The organism is Bradyrhizobium sp. 2TAF24, assembly GCF_052115025.1.
In the GTDB taxonomy this organism is placed as follows: Bacteria; Pseudomonadota; Alphaproteobacteria; order Rhizobiales; family Xanthobacteraceae; genus Bradyrhizobium_A.
The window spans coordinates 175,959-192,220 of the sequence record NZ_JBFRFW010000008.1 but is presented as its reverse complement, the minus strand read 5'-3'; the positions used below and the strand labels follow the sequence as shown (position 1 = coordinate 192,220).

Annotated in this window: 13 protein-coding genes; 10 read left to right on the top strand and 3 right to left on the bottom strand. The window is 67.2% G+C overall.

The annotated features are described in order from the left end of the window. Positions 1–7: 7 nt before the first annotated feature. Positions 8–1,249: a putative DNA modification/repair radical SAM protein gene (locus tag AB4Z37_RS14845; RefSeq protein ID WP_441517496.1), complete on the bottom strand. Its 1,242-nt coding sequence runs from the start codon at positions 1,247–1,249 to the stop codon at positions 8–10. A 161-nt stretch (positions 1,250–1,410) separates the two neighbouring features. Between AB4Z37_RS14845 and AB4Z37_RS14840 the strand changes: the two genes are divergently transcribed. The 5 genes from AB4Z37_RS14840 (at position 1,411) to AB4Z37_RS14820 (ending at position 9,803) form a co-directional block, all read left to right on the top strand. After that, a complete protein-coding gene (locus AB4Z37_RS14840) occupies positions 1,411–2,205 on the top strand; it encodes an ImuA family protein (RefSeq protein ID WP_441517495.1) in 795 nt (264 codons plus the stop codon). Next, positions 2,099–3,700: a Y-family DNA polymerase gene (locus AB4Z37_RS14835; RefSeq protein WP_441517494.1), complete on the top strand. Its 1,602-nt coding sequence runs from the start codon at positions 2,099–2,101 to the stop codon at positions 3,698–3,700. The genes AB4Z37_RS14840 and AB4Z37_RS14835 overlap by 107 nt, the downstream gene beginning before the upstream one ends. After that, entirely contained in the window at positions 3,697–7,035 is a 3,339-nt protein-coding gene (locus AB4Z37_RS14830) for an error-prone DNA polymerase (protein WP_441517493.1), read from the top strand. Before AB4Z37_RS14835 ends, AB4Z37_RS14830 begins: the two co-directional genes overlap by 4 nt. Before the next feature lie 167 nt (positions 7,036–7,202). Continuing rightward, on the top strand, positions 7,203–7,904 hold the full coding sequence (locus AB4Z37_RS14825) for an SDR family oxidoreductase (protein ID WP_441517492.1): 702 nt from the start codon (positions 7,203–7,205) through the stop codon (positions 7,902–7,904). A gap of 36 nt (positions 7,905–7,940) precedes the next feature. After that, positions 7,941–9,803 carry an acetyl-CoA hydrolase/transferase C-terminal domain-containing protein gene (locus AB4Z37_RS14820; RefSeq protein ID WP_441517491.1) on the top strand — a complete coding sequence of 621 codons (1,863 nt, stop codon included), beginning with the start codon at positions 7,941–7,943 and terminating at the stop codon, positions 9,801–9,803. A gap of 48 nt (positions 9,804–9,851) precedes the next feature. Here AB4Z37_RS14820 and AB4Z37_RS14815 read toward each other — a convergent pair whose 3' ends face one another. Next, positions 9,852–10,631, bottom strand: coding sequence for an enoyl-CoA hydratase (locus tag AB4Z37_RS14815; protein WP_441517490.1), 780 nt, complete (start codon positions 10,629–10,631; stop codon positions 9,852–9,854). A gap of 237 nt (positions 10,632–10,868) precedes the next feature. Beyond that, positions 10,869–11,795 carry a hypothetical protein gene (locus AB4Z37_RS14810; RefSeq protein ID WP_441517489.1) on the bottom strand — a complete coding sequence of 309 codons (927 nt, stop codon included), beginning with the start codon at positions 11,793–11,795 and terminating at the stop codon, positions 10,869–10,871. 66 nt (positions 11,796–11,861) lie between these two features. Between AB4Z37_RS14810 and AB4Z37_RS14805 the strand changes: the two genes are divergently transcribed. The 5 genes from AB4Z37_RS14805 to AB4Z37_RS14785 all read left to right on the top strand — a co-directional run bounded on the left by AB4Z37_RS14805 (position 11,862) and on the right by AB4Z37_RS14785 (position 16,170). Continuing rightward, a complete protein-coding gene (locus AB4Z37_RS14805) occupies positions 11,862–12,407 on the top strand; it encodes a sigma-70 family RNA polymerase sigma factor (RefSeq protein WP_441517488.1) in 546 nt (181 codons plus the stop codon). A 1-nt stretch (position 12,408) separates the two neighbouring features. Then, the gene (locus AB4Z37_RS14800; protein ID WP_441517487.1) at positions 12,409–13,047 is read left to right on the top strand and encodes an NrsF family protein; all 639 of its coding nucleotides are present in this window, start codon (positions 12,409–12,411) and stop codon (positions 13,045–13,047) included. A 219-nt stretch (positions 13,048–13,266) separates the two neighbouring features. Further along, positions 13,267–13,836 (top strand): sigma-70 family RNA polymerase sigma factor, encoded by a 570-nt coding sequence (locus AB4Z37_RS14795; RefSeq protein WP_441517486.1) that lies wholly within the window; start codon positions 13,267–13,269, stop codon positions 13,834–13,836. Further along, positions 13,833–14,510 carry a hypothetical protein gene (locus AB4Z37_RS14790; protein WP_441517485.1) on the top strand — a complete coding sequence of 226 codons (678 nt, stop codon included), beginning with the start codon at positions 13,833–13,835 and terminating at the stop codon, positions 14,508–14,510. Before AB4Z37_RS14795 ends, AB4Z37_RS14790 begins: the two co-directional genes overlap by 4 nt. A gap of 124 nt (positions 14,511–14,634) precedes the next feature. Further along, positions 14,635–16,170 carry a S8 family serine peptidase gene (locus AB4Z37_RS14785; RefSeq protein ID WP_441517484.1) on the top strand — a complete coding sequence of 512 codons (1,536 nt, stop codon included), beginning with the start codon at positions 14,635–14,637 and terminating at the stop codon, positions 16,168–16,170. The last annotated feature ends 92 nt before the right edge of the window (positions 16,171–16,262 follow it).

Here is a 16,262-nt window from a genome sequence, read left to right as displayed (position 1 = left end):
GGCCTCCTCACTCGAACACGAAACCAAGCTGTGCGGCGGGCGGCCGCAGGCGCTCGCGCAGGCGGTTGTCGTCGAGCTGGGTCGGCGCGGGCGTGTGATCGGCGAGCGTGATGAATGGCAGCGCCTTGCGTCGCGGCACATGCAGCCGTGCGAGATCGGCGACGCGCAGCCGTGTCAGGCGGCGGGCGTCGAGGATGCTGGCGACGGTGCGCGTGCCGAAGCCGGGCACGCGCAGCAGCTCCTCGCGGCTGGCGCGGTTGACGTCGACCGGAAAACGATCGCGGTGGCGCAGCGCGTAGGCGAGCTTCGGATCGATGTCGAGCGGCAGCATGTCGTCTTCGAGCGGGCTCGTCAGCTCGGCGAGGTCGAAACCGTAGAAGCGCAGCAGCCAGTCGGCCTGGTAGAGCCTGTGCTCGCGCACCAGCGGCGGTGCCTGCAGCGGCAGCGCCCGGCTGGCGTCGGGGATCGGGCTGAAGGCGGAATAGTAGACGCGCTTGAGATTGTACGAGCCATAGAGGTTGACGCTGGTCTGCAGGATGGTCCTGTCGCTGGCGGCGTCGGCACCGACGATCATCTGGGTGCTCTGGCCCGCCGGGGCGAAGCGCGGCGCCGTCTTGCCGCGGTGGCTCCTGCCTTCGCGGGCTTCGTCCAGCTTGAGGCGCAGCCGTCCCATGGTGCGGCGGATGGCGCGCACGTCCTTTTCGGGAGCGAGCGTCGCGAGACTGGTTTCGGTCGGGACCTCGATGTTGATGCTGAGGCGGTCGGCATATTTGCCGGCCTCGGTGATCAGCCGCTCGTCGGCGTCGGGGATGGTCTTGAGATGGATGTAGCCGCGGAAGTGATGGTCCTCGCGCAGGCTGCGCGCGACCCGCACCACCTGCTCCATGGTGTAGTCGGGGCTGCGGATGATGCCCGACGACAGGAACAGGCCCTCGATGTAGTTGCGGCGATAGAAGGCGATGGTCAGCTTCACCACCTCGTCCACGGTGAAGCGGGCGCGCGGCACGTTGCTGGAGGCGCGGTTGACGCAGTAGAGGCAGTCGAAGCTGCAGGCGTTGGTCAGCAGCACTTTCAGCAGCGAGATGCAGCGCCCATCCGGCGCATAGGAATGGCAGATGCCCATGCCGGGGGCGGTCGAGCCGAGGCCCTTGCCGTCGGAGGAGTCCCGCGCCTCGGTGCCGCTGGAGGCACAGGAGGCATCGTACTTGGCGGCATCGGCCAGGATTTCGAGCTTGCGTCGCACGTCCATTCGATCAGGTCTCTGTTTTTATTCAGGAAAATAGCATCGGGAAAAGTCGCATTGACTCCGGCAGCCGGCTTTGCTTCACTGGAACGTATCATGAACAAATGGCGCGGTCATTCGTTCAATCCAGGCGAATGATGTCAGGCCAGAGTTTTCAGGAGCGGCGCATGAGCGGCGCGCGCACGAGCACGCTTGCGACCTTGCGTGGAGCGATCGAACGCCTCGAGGCGGGCGAGACGCGCCATGCGGTGGCGCGCGTCGAACTCGGCCATCGCGGGGCGGATGCGACGCTGCAAGGCGGGGTCGTGCGCAGTGCGTTGCACGAGGTGTTTGCGCCGGAGACCCGTCAGACCGCATCCGCCACCGCGTTCGCCGCCGGCCTCGCCTGGCGCTGCGCGATGTCGCGTCCGCTGTTGTGGGTGCGGCAGGATTTTGGCCCGGGAGAAACCGGTGCGCTGTCGATGGGCGGGCTCGCCGAGCTCGGGCTCGATCCGCGCCGTATTGTGATGGTGCAGGCCACCGATATCGACATGGCGCTGCGCGTCACCGCCGATGCGCTCGCCTGTTCCGCGCTCGGGGCCGTGGTGCTCGATGTGTGGGGCGGCGCGCGCCAGTTCGACAGCGTGGCGAGCCGCAAGCTGACGCTGGCGGCGCAGGCGTCGGGCATCACCTGCCTGGTGCTGCGAACCGCGGCCGTGCCGGTGGCGAACACCGCGGAGACGCGCTGGATCGTTCGTTCGGCGCGCTCGCGCACGCGATCCCCTTGGGACGCATGGGGGGCGCCGCAGCTCGACGTCGCACTGGTTCGCAATCGTCATGGCCAGACCGGCCAGTGGATCATGGAATGGATGTGTGATGAGTGCCTTTTCCGTGAACCGTCGGCGCATTCTCAGCCTGCGGCTGCCACGCCTTCCTATCGACCGCCTGCGCCGCCGGCTGTCGCGCACCGCCGCGCCGGCTGACGTCGCGCCGTCGCCGTCCGTCCCGTGGGTGGTGGTCGGCAAGGTGGTCAATGCCCTGGTGATCACCGCGCTCGACGAGGTCGCGACGGCCTGCGGTCTTGAGATCGGACAGCCGCTGGCGAATGCTCGCGCCATCTGTCCGGACCTGCAGGTGTTCGACGCCGACGAGGCGGCCGATGCGCAAGCGCTCGGTGCCATCGCCGACTGGTGCGACCGCTTCACGCCCCTCGTGGCATTCGATCCGCCGCACGGGCTGCTGCTCGACGTCTCCGGTTGCGCCCACCTGTTTGGCGGGGAAACGGCGCTGATCGACACGCTGTGTGCCGCGCTCGCCCGGCAGGGCTTCGCTATCAGCGCGGCGATCGCCGGCACGCCGGCCTGTGCCCGAGCGGTGGCGCTTGCCGGGCGCGGACGTGTGGTGGCGCCGGGCGAGGAGGCCGCCGCGGTTCATCCCCTGCCGGTCTATGCACTCGGCGCGGATGATGCGGTGACGCGCGGCCTGCGCCGCGCCGGCCTCAAGACCATCGGCGATGTCGCCTCGCGCGCGCCGCACGAGATCACGGCCCGCTTCGGCGCTGCCTTCACCGCGACGCTGCAGCAGGCGCTGGGGCGCAGCGACGCGCCGATCTCGCCGCGCCACCCGCTGCCCGACTACATGGCGGAGAAACGTTTTCCCGAACCGGTGGCGTCAGACGTGGCGATCATGGGCACGCTCGATGCGCTGGCGCGCATGCTGGTGACGACCATGGAGCGTCATGGCAAGGGCGCGCGCCGGCTGACGGCGGCGTTCTTCCGCACCGACGGCGCTGTGCGCACGCTCGCGGTCGAGGCCGGACGTCCCATCACCCGGACGGCGGTGGTCGAGCGGCTGTTTCGCGAGCGCATCGCCGCGCTCGCCGATCCGCTCGATCCCGGTTTCGGCTTTGACCTGATCCGGCTGTCGGCGAGCCATGTCGAGACGGTGGTGCAGGAGCAGCGCGACCTCGACGCCCACGCCCATGATGCGGATGAATTGTCGGCGCTGGTCGACCGCATTGCCGCGCGCATCGGCGGCCATCGTGTCGTCGTGCATCTGCCGCAGGACACGCACATCCCCGAGCGTGCGGAGATCGCCGTGCCGGCCCAGCATCGCCTGGACGCCGCAGGGGCAGCGACATGGCCGGCACGCATCGCGGCCGAGCCGCCACTGCGGCCGCTGCGGCTGTTCGAGGCCCCCGAACCGGTGGAAGCCATCGCCGAGGTGCCGGACGGGCCACCGGCGCGCTTCAAGTGGCGGCGCGCCACCCATGCGGTGGTGCATGTGGAAGGGCCGGAGCGCATCGCCATGGAGTGGTGGCGGCAGGACGAGGCGCTGCCGACACGGGATTATTTTCGTGTCGAAGATGAATCCGGCCTTCGCTTCTGGCTCTACCGTGACGGTCTCTACGGCGAGACGCACGATGCCGACGGCAAGGCTGTCTCGCCGCAGTGGTTCATGCATGGATTGTTCGCATGAGCGTCCCCGCCTACGCCGAGATCGGCATCACCACCAATTTCTCGTTCCTGCAGGGCGGCTCGCATCCACAGGAATATGTCCATGAGGCGAGCCGTCTGCGCCTGCCGGCGATCGGCCTTGCCGACCGCAACACGCTTGCCGGCGTGGTGCGCGCCTACAGCGAACTCGACAACCACGAGGTCACGCACAAGCCGAAACTCCTGGTCGGCGCGCGGCTGGTCTTCATGGATGGCACGCCCGATATCCTGGTCTATCCGCGCGACCGCGCCGCCTATGGCCGGCTCTGCCGGCTGCTCAGCCGGGGCAAGCTCTCCGCCGGCAAGGGCGAATGTCATCTCGCGCTGCCGGACCTGCTGGATTTTGCCGAGGGGCAGTTGCTGGTGCTGGCTTTGCCGCATCGTTTCGACGCTGCGGCGGCCCGGGCCTTGCTGGCGACATTGCGCGCCAGCGGCGCCGATGGCGTCTGGCTTGCCGCGAGCCTGCTGTATCGCGGCGACGACCGGCGGCGGCTGGCCCAGTTGCAGCACATTGCCGCGATCGCCCATGTGCCGCTGCTCGCCACCAACGAGGTGCTGTACCACGATCCCGGCCGCCGCCCGCTGCAGGACGTGCTGACTTGCGTGCGCGAGAAGACCACCATCGAGGCGGTCGGCCGGCGGCTCGCGGCCAATGCCGAGCGGCATCTCAAGCCGGCGGCGGAGATGGCGCGGCTGTTTCGTGACCTGCCGGATGCCGTCGCCGAGACCCTGCGTTTTGCCGATCGCATCACCTTCTCGCTCAGCGAGTTGAAGTACCAGTATCCCGACGAGCCGATCCCGCCGGGCAAGACGGCGCAACAGCATCTGCAGGACCTGGTGCGGGACGGCATTGCGCAGCGCTATCCCGGCGGCATCGAGCCGAAGGTGCAAAAAACCATCGACAAGGAACTGGCGCTGATCGCGACCCTTGACTACGCGCACTACTTCCTGACCGTCCACGACATCGTGCGCTACGCGCGGTCGCAGAATATTCTGTGCCAGGGGCGAGGGTCGGCCGCCAATTCGGCGGTGTGCTACGTGCTCGGCATCACCTCGGTCGATCCGACCAAGGTCGACCTGCTGTTCGAGCGATTCCTGTCGCAGGAGCGCAGCGAACCGCCGGACATCGATGTCGATTTCGAGCACTCGCGGCGCGAAGAGGTGATGCAGTATGTCTTCAACCGCTATGGCCGTCACCGCGCCGCGATCGTCGCTACCGTGATCCATTACCGGCCGCGCAGCGCCATCCGCGATGTCGGCAAGGCGCTGGGGTTGACCGAAGACGTCACCGCGGCCCTCGCCGACACGGTGTGGGGCAGCTGGGGCGACGGCCTCAGCGACATGCAGATCAGGCAGGCCGGTCTTGATCCCGCCAATCCGATGATCCGGCGCGCGGTCGAACTCGCCGGCGAACTGATCACCTTTCCCCGGCACCTGTCGCAGCATGTCGGTGGTTTCGTGCTGACCCAGGACCGGCTCGACACCTATGTGCCGATCGGCAATGCCGCGATGGACGACCGCACCTTCATCGAGTGGGACAAGGACGACATCGATGCGCTGAACATGATGAAGGTCGACGTTCTGGCGCTGGGCATGCTGACCTGCATCCGCAAGTGCTTCGATCTCATCGACGATCACAAGGGAAAGCGCTGGGAACTGGCGACGATCCCACCCGAAGAGAAACCTGTCTACGACATGCTGTCGCGCGGCGAATCTCTTGGCGTATTCCAGGTCGAGAGCCGCGCCCAGATGAACATGCTTCCGCGATTGCGGCCGCAGAAATTCTATGACCTCGTGATCGAGGTCGCCATCGTGCGGCCGGGGCCGATCCAGGGCAACATGGTGCATCCCTATCTCAAGCGGCGAAATGGCATCGAAAAGGTGGTGTATCCATCGCCGTCGCCCGAGCATGGCCCGGCAGATGAATTGGAAAAAGTGCTAGGGCGCACCCTTGGCGTGCCGCTGTTCCAGGAACAGGCGATGCGGATCGCCATCGAGGCGGCCAGGTTCACGCCGGACGAGGCCAATCAGTTGCGTCGCGCCATGGCCACGTTCCGTCACATGGGCACGATCCATACCTTCGAACAGAAGATGATCGGCAATCTGACCGCGCGCGGCTATCCCAAGGAGTTCGCCGAAAACTGCTTCAACCAGATCAAGGGATTTGGCGAATATGGTTTTCCGGAAAGCCATGCCGCGAGCTTCGCGCAACTGGTCTACGTGTCGTCCTGGCTGAAGCATTTCCATCCCGACGCGTTCGCCTGCGGCCTGCTCAACTCCCAGCCGATGGGTTTCTATGCGCCGGCGCAGATCGTCAGCGACGCCCGCAAGAACGGCGTCGTGGTCCGCGACATCGACGTGTCGTTCAGCGAAGGACAGAACACGCTGGAGGATCGCTGCGGCCGCTATCATGCGCTCCGGCTCGGCTTCCGCCAGATCGATGGCTTCCACGTGTTCGATCCCGATGTCAGGGACGAGAACGAGGCGGCGATGCGGGCGCGGCAGGCGGATGCCTGGGACATGCGGATCGCGCGGGCCCGCGCACGCCGGCCGTTCACGTCGCTGGAGGATTTTGCCCGCGACACCGGCCTGCCCAAGCGGGCGCTGATCCTGCTCGCCGACGCCGATGCGTTCCGCTCGCTCGGCCTCGACCGCCGTTCGGCGCTGTGGGCGGTGCGCCGCCTGCCGGATGACGTGCCGCTGCCGTTGTTCGCCGCGGCTACCGCGCGCGAGCAGCCGGACGAGGCGGCGCAGCCGCTGCCGGACATGGCGCTGTCGGAGCATGTGGTCGCTGATTACCAGACCATCCGCTTGTCGCTGAAGGGACATCCGATGCAGTTCCTGCGAGAGCGTTTCACCCGCGAGCGCGTGCTGTCCTGCCGCGAAGCGACGGCGCGACCGAATGGGGCCGCGGTCGCGATCGCCGGCGTCATCCTGGTGCGTCAGCGGCCGGGCAGCGCCAAGGGCGTCGTGTTCCTGACCATCGAGGACGAGACCGGCATCGCCAATATCGTGGTGTGGCCGAAGGCGATGGAGCGCTTCCGCAAGGAAGTGATGGGCGCGCGCCTTGTGCTGATCGAGGGGCGCATCCAGAGCGCGGAGGGCGTGACCCATCTCGTGGCCGAGCGGCTGGTCGATCGCTCGCAGGATCTGGTGGGGCTCGCCAACGATGCGCTGGTGCGCCGGCCGTTGCTGCCGGCTGCGGCGACACCGGGGTCGCCGCTTGCCGTGGAGCGCGAAGACGCCAGCCTGCCGGCGCCGAAACACCGCCATCCCCGCAATGTCCGCATTCTGCCGGCGTCGCGCGATTTCCACTGACCGGAACAACAGCACGGCCCGGCGGCCGCCGCGCTGTGCGTGGTGGTGCGCCGCAGGCACGCAGCCATGCGCGTGAAGGTGCGCAATTCGCTTGACCACCCCATGCCCGATGGCGACATTGGCCGCATCTGAGCGGATTTGACATTCGCTGCCGGGAGAAAAAAACGATGGCGCGAGAACGCGTTCTGGTGACGGGTGGGGCATCGGGAATCGGCCGCGCGGCGGTCGAGCGATGCCGTGCCGACGGCTACGAGGTCGTCAGCATCGACCGGGTCGGCGATGGCCTGATCGCCGATCTGTCCGATCCGCAGGCCACCGCCGCGGCGCTGGCGCAGGCCCTGGAAGGCGGACCGATCACCCGTCTGGTGAACAATGTCGGCGTGGTGCGCCCGGCGTCTCTGGCAGAGCAGACACTGGAAGACTTCGACGCGGTGATGCAGCTCAACGCCCGCTGCGCCATGCAATGCCTGCAAGCGCTGCTGTCGGGCATGAAGGCGGCGAAATTCGGCCGCGTCGTCAATGTCTCGTCGCGCGCCGCGCTCGGCAAGGAGCTGCGCACGGCCTATGCCGGCTCCAAGGCCGCGCTGCAGGGCATGGCCAAGGTGTGGGCGCTGGAGCTCGGCGAGCACGGCATTACCGCCAACGCCATCGGCCCCGGGCCGATCAAGACCGAGCTGTTCGATCGCGCCAACCCGCCGGACAGCCCGCGCACCAAAGCGATCATCGAGACGGTGCCGGTGCGCCGGCTCGGAACGCCCGACGACATCGCCAATGCGATCGCGTTCTTCCTGCACAAGGACAGCGGTTTCATCACCGGCCAGGTGCTCTATGTCTGCGGCGGCATGACGGTCGGCGCCGCCGGCGCCTGACGTTTTCTCCTGCTGTTGCCTACTGCGAGCCTGTCGATGCCGAAGATGTTTTCTGATCCGGATGCTCTTGCGGAAGAGATCATCCGTGATGTCGGGCCCCGTCTTGTCGTCGGCCTGCCGCTCGGGCTTGGCAAGGCGAACCATGTCGTCAATGCGCTGTTCGATCGCGCGGCCGCCGACCGCAGCGTTCATCTCACCATCTTCGCCGCACTGACGCTGGAGAAACCGCGGCCGTCGACCGAGATCGAGCGCCGCTTCATCACCCCGGTGATCGACCGCCTGTTCGGCGGTTATCCGGATCTCGCCTATGCCCGCGCACTGCACGACGGTACACTGCCGCCGAACATCGAGGTGCTGGAGTTCTTCTTTCTCGCCGGCCGCTGGCTGCGCAACGCACGGGCACAGCAGAATTACATCTCGACCAACTATACCCATGCCGCGTCCTACCTGCAGGCGCGCGGCCTCAATGTCATCGCGCAGCTGGTGGCGAAGAGGGTGGTCGATGGCGTTCCGCGCTATAGCCTGAGTTGCAACACCGACACCACGCTCGATGTGCTGCGCGCCGTGCGCGCCCGCGGCGGCGCACTGCCGAAGCTGATCGCGCAGGTCAACTCCGAGCTGCCGTTCATGCCGGGCGAGGGCGACCTTGCGGCGGATCAGTTCGATGCGGTGCTGGAAGGTCCTGCATCTGAATTCCCGCTGTTCGCGCCGCCGTCGGAGCCGGTCAGCGACACCAAATACGCCATCGGCCTGCACGCCGCGGGTCTCGTGCGTGACGGCGGCAGCCTGCAGATCGGCATCGGCCAGGTCGGCGACGCGCTGGCGCAGAGCCTGATCGTCCGCCACCGCGCACCGGAGCGGTTTTGCGAGCTGGCAGCGCGGCTGTCGCCGGGACTGCCGCCGCCGCCCGAGACCGGCCGCTTCGACAAAGGGCTCTACGGCGTCAGCGAAATGTTCTTCGAGGCGTTCCTGGCGCTGATCGAGGCCGGCATCCTGACGCGCGAGGCCGATGGCGCACGGCTGCACGCCGCATTTTTCCTCGGGCCGAAAGCGTTCTACCGCGCGCTGCGCGCGATGGCGCCTGCCGACCTCGATCGCATCCGCATGATGCCAGTGTCGTTCACCAACGAGCTCTATGGCGACGAGGAGTTGAAGCGCCGGGCGCGCATCGACGCGCGTTTCGTCAACAACGCGATGATGGCGACGCTGCTCGGCGCGGTGATCTCCGACGGGCTCGACGACGGCCAGGTGGTGAGCGGCGTCGGCGGCCAGTACAATTTCGTCGCGCAGGCCTTCGCGCTGGAGGGCGCGCGCTCGATCCTGACACTGGAGGCGACGCGCGGCACGGGGCGAAAAACCATCTCGAATATCCTGTGGTCCTACGGCCACCAGACCATTCCGCGCCACCTGCGCGACGTGATCGTCACCGAGTACGGCGTCGCCGACCTCCGCGGCAAGTCGGACGCTGACGTCATCGCGGCGATGCTGGCGGTGACGGATTCCCGCTTCCAGGGGGAACTGATGGCGCGGGCCAAGGACGCCGGCAAGTTGCCGCGCGCCTATGAAATCCCCGCCGCGCATCGCGCGAATCTGCCGGAGCGGATCGCGGCGGCCTTGAGGCCGGCGCGCGAGGCGGGGCTGCTGCCGATGTTTCCGTTCGGGAGCGACTTCACGGATGTCGAGCAGCGCTTGATCCCGGCGCTGCAATTGCTGAAGGAGGCGTCCGCATCGCCGCTCGCCTTGCTCGGTCTCGCACGGGAGGGCTTGTTGGGGGCTGCGCCGACGGCCGACGACAAGGCGTGCCTTGCTCGCCTCGGCTTCGACCAGCCGAAAAGCTTTGCCGATCGCGTCTTCAGGGTGCTGGTCGGCGGGGCGCTCGTGCGCACCCGCGCGGCCTGATGCTGACATGAATGGGCGCGCCTCGTGGCGCGCCGCAATCGCGCGTGCTCAGCGATTCCTGAACTTCGCCGGACGCTTCTCGATGAAGGCAGCCATGCCTTCGGAGCGATCTTCCAGCGCGAATGTCGCGTGGAACAGGTCGCGCTCGACGTTCATGCCTTCGGCGAGCGGAGTTTCGAGCGCGCGGTTGACCGCGCTCTTGGCCATCGCGGCCGCCGGCTGCGACATCGACGCGATCTTCTCCGCCATGGCCATGGCTTCGTCCAGCAGCTTGTCCGCCGGGAAGATCCGGCTGACAAGGCCTGAGCGCTCCGCTTCCGCAGCGTCCATCATCCGTCCGGTAAGGCAGAGGTCCATGGCCTTCGACTTGCCGATGGCGCGGGTCAGGCGCTGCGTGCCGCCGATGCCCGGAATGGTGCCGAGCGTGATCTCGGGCTGGCCGAATTTGGCGGTGTCGGACGCAACGATGATGTCGCACATCATCGCGAGCTCGCAGCCGCCGCCGAGCGCGTAGCCGCTGACCGCGGCGATGGTCGGCTTGCGACACTCCGCCACGCGGCTGCCGCGAATGGAATGGAAGTCGGTGTTGAACATGTCGACGAAGCCCTTCGGCTGCATCTCCTTGATGTCGGCGCCGGCGGCGAAGGCCTTCTCGCTGCCGGTGATCAGCAGGCAGCCGATCGCTGCGTCGCCCTCGAGCGCGTCGACCGCGGTGGCGATCTCGCTGAACACCCCGAACGACAGCGCATTGAGCATCTTCGGCCGGTTCAGCCGGATGACGCCCACCGCGCCCTTGCGTTCAACAATGATGTGCTCGTACGTGCTCATGGTCCATCCCGTCACAGGTTTGAGGCTGGGTCGCCGATGCCGTGTTTCTCACATGCGCAATCCCTGTGGCGGGCTGCTTGCGAATGTCAGATCCACCACACCAGGCGACCGTGGATGGGCCGCAATCTGCCTGTTGCCCGCAACGGCCGCAAGACCACTTCACGAGACCGCTGAGCGAGCCGCTGCACCAGTCGCGATGGCGCTGACCGCCGGCCCGTCGGGCCGGCGCGCGGTATCTCAGGCGATGAACATCCGCGCGGCGGATGCCAGCGTCAGCAGGCCGCCGACGGCGATGAAAATCTTGCCGATCAGCGAGGTCTGTCCCCAGGTGTCGTCGGAACTGATGCTGGCATGAGCTGACGATGAGATTGGATGCAGCACCTTCGGTGCAGGCTTGTCGCCGGCCGCGCGATCGAGTTCGTTGAGCTCGTCGGAGGCGACGATCTGGCTGTCCGCATTGGAGCCGGTTGCTGGCGTCGCCATCGCGCCCTGATCGACGGCCGTCAGCGTGTCGCCGGCCGTCGTCGCCGGCGTTGCGAACGGCGAAAGGTTCTGCGTTTCAGTGGAACCGGCGCTCCCGATCATCTGCGCATGGGCGTTGGCGACGGTCGGCGAGACGCCGTCCTTGACGCCATCTTTGGCGTCGGCCCGCTTGCCATCGTCTGGTGCGCCGCTCGTCGGTTCGGCGGGCTTCTCGGCGCTGGACGTCTTGCTGTCCGGCTCCCTCTTCGGTGCGCCGTTCGTCTTGGCGGCAGGCTTGTCCGTCTTGCGCGACGAATGCTGGCTGTGGCGGCTCTTCTTCCGGGTGACCGGCTGTTCAGCGTCCGCAGTCGCGGCGGGAGCAGCGGCCGCGGCGGGGGCGGCTTCCGCCTCGCTTGCCTGCGCCAGCACGATCCGCCGACAGTCGATTGTATCGCAGGCCCGCACTGGCGACGCCCAGATCGCCAGAAGTCCCGCTGCAACGATGACGGCCGAACGCCCGTTGGCCTTGATCTGCATTGGCAATATCCCCGTTTGCCTGCCCCCAGCCGGGCAAGGGAGCCCCCGGTCGTGACCGTCATTGGGCCAAAAAAGGGAATCTTCGGCCTTGTGCGGGGCAAAAGCGGGGCAGGGGACCGCAGCGGCTAACCCTCTGTCTGGGCCTCCAAAATCAGTTTTGTTCACGATTGCGTGATTGCAGGAATGGCCCGTAACAAAGTACGAGAAGGGGCGAATTCGAAGGGAGCGCCTGTGCGCGGACGTGACAGCGAGTGGACCGGCCTGATGCGGGCGGCCAAGGCCGGAGACAACGCCGCCTATCAGACGTTGCTCAGGGATGTGGCGCCGGTATTGCGTGCGGTTGCGCGCCGCGGGCTGGCGCGTGCGGGCCAGCCGGTCGATCAAGCGGAGGACGTCGTGCAGGACATTCTTCTTGCCGTTCACCTGAAGAAGCACACCTGGGACGACAACGCGCCGTTCGCGCCCTGGTTGTTCGCGATCGCCCGCAACAAGCTGATCGATGCGCTGCGCCGGCGTGGACGGCGGGTGTTCGTCAACATCGACGACTTCGCCGAGGTGATCCCGGGCGAGCCGGCCGAGGACACATTGCCGTCGGTCGAGGTGGCGAGCCACCTCGATAGCCTGCCGGCGCGCCAGCGCGACGTGCTGCAATCCATCGCCGTGGATAGCGCGTCGATCAAGGAGACGGCGTCAAAGCTCGCGATGAGCGAGGGGGCCGTGCGCGTGGCGCTGCATCGTGGTCTCGCCAGCCTCGCCGCCAGGTTCCGGAAGGATTGAGATGGATACCGATCGCCTGATCCACACTCTTGCCGCCGATAACGACTGGCGCTCGTCGTCTGTCCGCGTCTGGCTGACCGTGGGCCTGATCGTCGCGGGAACGATCTCCTCCATGATGTTCATGATGACGCTGCATGTGCGGCCCGACGTCGGAACAGCCGTGCACAATCCGCTCTTCGATCTCAAATTCGCTGTGACGCTGGGGCTGGCCATTCCCGCGCTCGCCATCGGGCTGCGGCTGGCGCGGCCCGGTGCGACCATCGGCGGGCGGTTCTGGCTGTTGGCGCTGCCGGTGGGGCTCCTGGTCGGCGGTATCGTCGCGGAAGCCATGGTGCCGCAGCGCCTGAGCTGGAGTGCCCGGCTGGTCGGCAACAATGCCCGTGTCTGCATGACCGCGATCCCGGCCATGTCGCTGCCGCTGCTCGCGGCGTCCCTCCTGGCGCTGCGCCATGGCGCTCCGACCCGGCCGGCGCTGGCCGGGGCTGTCGCAGGGCTGATCTCGGCGGGGTTTGCGGCGACGCTCTATGCGTCGCACTGCACCGACGACTCCCCCCTGTTCGTGGCGACCTGGTATACGCTGGCGACCACCCTCGTGGCGCTGGTGGGGGCCTTCGCCGGCACGCGGATGCTGCGCTTTTAGCGCGGCGGGAACCCGATAGTCTGATCTCTTTTGAACCAAATGCGGTGTTTAATTACCTATAAGGCAAATAGAGGCCGCATGCCTTGCCCTGAGCCGCGATTCAGGGACAATTTGCATGGGCCGGACCCGGCTCTCGATTTTCCAGGCATTTAGCGAAGATTTTCCCGTGGCATTCGAACCTCCCCTCCAATCGATCCGACCAACCCAGCGAGTTGGCCGTTGAGCGCCGTCCAGGCGGCTTCGGACGAGGTCCTGATCACCCGGATTGCGTCCGGCGACCGGCTCGCCATGCAGGTGCTTTATGGAAGGCACCATGTGCGGGTGTTTCGTTTTGCGTTGCGGCTGGTGCGGAACGAGCAGATCGCGGAAGACCTCATCAGCGAGGTGTTTCTCGATGTGTGGCGGCAGGCCGGCAAGTTCGAGGGCCGTTCGGCGGTCTCGACCTGGCTTCTCGCCATTACGCGCTTCAAGGCCCTGTCGGCGCTGCGCAAGCGGAGAGATGAGGCACTGGACGACGAGACGGCGGCGTCGATCGAGGATACGTCCGATGATCCCGAAGTCTCCATCCAGAAGAAGGACAAGGGCGAGACGCTGAAAAAATGTTTGACCGCACTTTCGCCCGAGCACCGGGAGATCGTCGATCTCGTCTACTACCACGAAAAGTCCGTGGAAGAGGTGGCCGAGATTGTCGGTATTCCGGAAAACACGGTCAAGACGCGGCTGTTTTACGCGCGCAAGAAGCTCGCCGAGCTGCTGAAAGCAGCCGGCGTCGAACGAGGTTGGCCATGACCGCGACAAGCAAAAAAATGACAGAGGACGAGCCCGGCGAGCTCGAGGCCTTGCTGCCCTGGCACGCCAACGGCACCCTCAATGCGCGTGACGCACGGCGGGTCGACGATGCTCTGGCGCGCGATCCGGCGCTGGCGCGTCAGTACGCCGTGATCCAGGACGAGTACGCTGCGACCATTCATCTCAATGAAAGCCTCGGAGCACCATCGGCGCGCGTGATGCACAAGCTGTTCACGGCGATCGATGCCGAGCCGGCCCGCAAGCCGTCGGTGGCATTGAGCCTGTCGGCGCGCATCACCGAATTCGTTGCCAGCCTGTCGCCGCGCACGCTGGCGCTGTCCGCGACCGCGGCGGCACTGCTCGTGCTGCTGCAGGCGGGGGTGATCGGCACCGTGCTGGTCAAGGACCGCAGCGGCTACCAGACCGCGTCCTATCAGGGTGCCTCGGCGGCGGCGGGTGGTGTCGTCATGCTGATCCGGTTTGCGCCGGAGGCGCGGATCGCCGACATCAATACCTTCCTCGGCACCCACAAGGCGTCGATCGTGGACGGCCCGAAGGCCGGCATGTTCCGCGTCCGGTTCGGCGACAGTGCGCTGTCGAAGGACGAACTGGCGCGGCTGACGTCGCAGATCCAGGCCGACAAGATCGTCGGGTTCGTCGCTGCGGCGGAGTGAGCCGTGCGAAAGGTCGCCGGCGCGCATCCGATGGTTTGAGGCCGAACGCCGTCTGCCGCGCGCGACGCGGGTGAGCGGCTGAGGCGTCTGAGGTGCGGTTGGCACATCAGGCATGGAGGATCCGATGGGGAAGCACCGGAACGGCGCAGCCAGCAAGCGGCGTGGACCAGCGTTCGGCCTGCTGGTGGCCGCCGCCGCACTCGTCGTGTCGTTCGCCGCTGCGCGCGCCCAGTCGATCATGAGCCGTGGGCCCAACGTCAACAATATCAATGTCGGGCCACGCATCGCACCGACGGTCACACCGAGTGTGAGTCCGAACGTCGGTCCGCGTATGCCGACCGTCAATCTCGGCCCGAGTCTTGCGCCGAACGTGCGCTATTCGCCGAACCTGAACTATCAGGATCCGTCGGCGCGAGGGCAGGGAACGTCCGCGTCCGGCGGACCGCCGGATCAGTCCGGCAATGGCCGGGGCACGTCCCGCCGCAGCAAGAAGAACGTGGTCGTCGACAGCGACCGTCGCTTCGTGCCGCGCGAGCTGGTGATCGAGGTCGAGGGCAATCCGACCGACGCGGAAGCCGATGCGATCGCCCGCCGCCATCGCCTGACGCGCGTGCAGTCGCAGAGTTTTCCGCTGATCGGCAGCACCATGTATCGCTGGCGGATTCCCGACAACCGCTCGGTGAACGCCGTGGTGCGCGAGCTTGTGGCCGACAACGTCATCAAGTCGGCGCAGCCGAACTATCGCTTCACGCTGCAGCAGGCGGCGGCGGAAGGCGATCCGGCGCAGTACGCGCTCGCCAAGCTGCGGTTGCCGCAGGCGCATACACTGGCCCATGGCGACAACATCACCGTCGCGGTGATCGATAGCGGCATCGATGTCAGCCATCCCGAGCTTGCCGGCGTGATCGGCGGCACGTTCGATGCGCTGGGCAGCAAGGAGGGGCCGCATACCCACGGCACCGGCATCGCCGGCGTGATCGCGGCCCATGCCCGCCTGATGGGTACCGCGCCATCGGCGAGCCTGTTGGCGATCCGTGCGTTCGGCGTGGCGGGCGGCGGCGCGGAGAGCACTTCGTTCGTGCTCCTGCGCAGCATCGACTATGCGGTGTCGCATGGAGCCCGCATCATCAACATGAGCTTTGCCGGACCGGAGGATCCGCTGATCGGCAAGAGCCTGGCGGCGGCCGCCGCCAAGGGCGTGATCCTGGTTGCGGCCAGCGGTAACGCCGGCCCGAAATCGCCGCCGCTCTATCCCGCCGCGGATCGCAACGTCATCGCGGTCAGCGCGACGGACGCGGCCGACCGGCTGTTTCCCGCCTCCAACCGCGGCGGCCATATCGCGATCGCCGCGCCCGGCGTCGACATCCTGACCGCCGCTCCGGACGCGAAATATCAGGTGACATCCGGCACGTCATTCGCCGCCGCCTATATCAGCGGTCTGGTCGCACTGATGATCGAACGCAATCCGGCGCTGACCGCGGACGAGGTGCGGGGCATCCTCAGCAAGACCGCGCAGGACCTTGGTCCCCCCGGCCGCGACGATCAGTTCGGCGCAGGCCGCGCGGACGCGTTCGGTGCTGTCACGGCGGTCGGCGCGCCCGTCGCGACGGCCACGGGGCCCGCGCCCGCGGGTGGCCCGGCGCAGCCGACCGAACGCTGAGTTTGCCGGCCCTGTTGCCGACCTTGGCCGCGACGCCGTCGGCGCGCTGGGCGGTGATGTCGTGACAGCCGCGCGCCGCGGCTGATGCTGCT

Bases quoted from the DNA above. Each gene is read 5' to 3' on its own strand.
- AB4Z37_RS14845 (WP_441517496.1), bottom strand. From the start codon at position 1,249: ATGGACGTGCGACGCAAGCTCGAAATCCTGGCCGATGCCGCCAAGTAC.
- AB4Z37_RS14840 (WP_441517495.1), top strand. From the start codon at position 1,411: ATGAGCGGCGCGCGCACGAGCACGCTTGCGACCTTGCGTGGAGCGATC.
- AB4Z37_RS14835 (WP_441517494.1), top strand. From the start codon at position 2,099: ATGAGTGCCTTTTCCGTGAACCGTCGGCGCATTCTCAGCCTGCGGCTG.
- AB4Z37_RS14830 (WP_441517493.1), top strand. From the start codon at position 3,697: ATGAGCGTCCCCGCCTACGCCGAGATCGGCATCACCACCAATTTCTCG.
- AB4Z37_RS14825 (WP_441517492.1), top strand. From the start codon at position 7,203: ATGGCGCGAGAACGCGTTCTGGTGACGGGTGGGGCATCGGGAATCGGC.
- AB4Z37_RS14820 (WP_441517491.1), top strand. From the start codon at position 7,941: ATGCCGAAGATGTTTTCTGATCCGGATGCTCTTGCGGAAGAGATCATC.
- AB4Z37_RS14815 (WP_441517490.1), bottom strand. From the start codon at position 10,631: ATGAGCACGTACGAGCACATCATTGTTGAACGCAAGGGCGCGGTGGGC.
- AB4Z37_RS14800 (WP_441517487.1), top strand. From the start codon at position 12,409: ATGGATACCGATCGCCTGATCCACACTCTTGCCGCCGATAACGACTGG.
- AB4Z37_RS14790 (WP_441517485.1), top strand. From the start codon at position 13,833: ATGACCGCGACAAGCAAAAAAATGACAGAGGACGAGCCCGGCGAGCTC.
- AB4Z37_RS14785 (WP_441517484.1), top strand. From the start codon at position 14,635: ATGGGGAAGCACCGGAACGGCGCAGCCAGCAAGCGGCGTGGACCAGCG.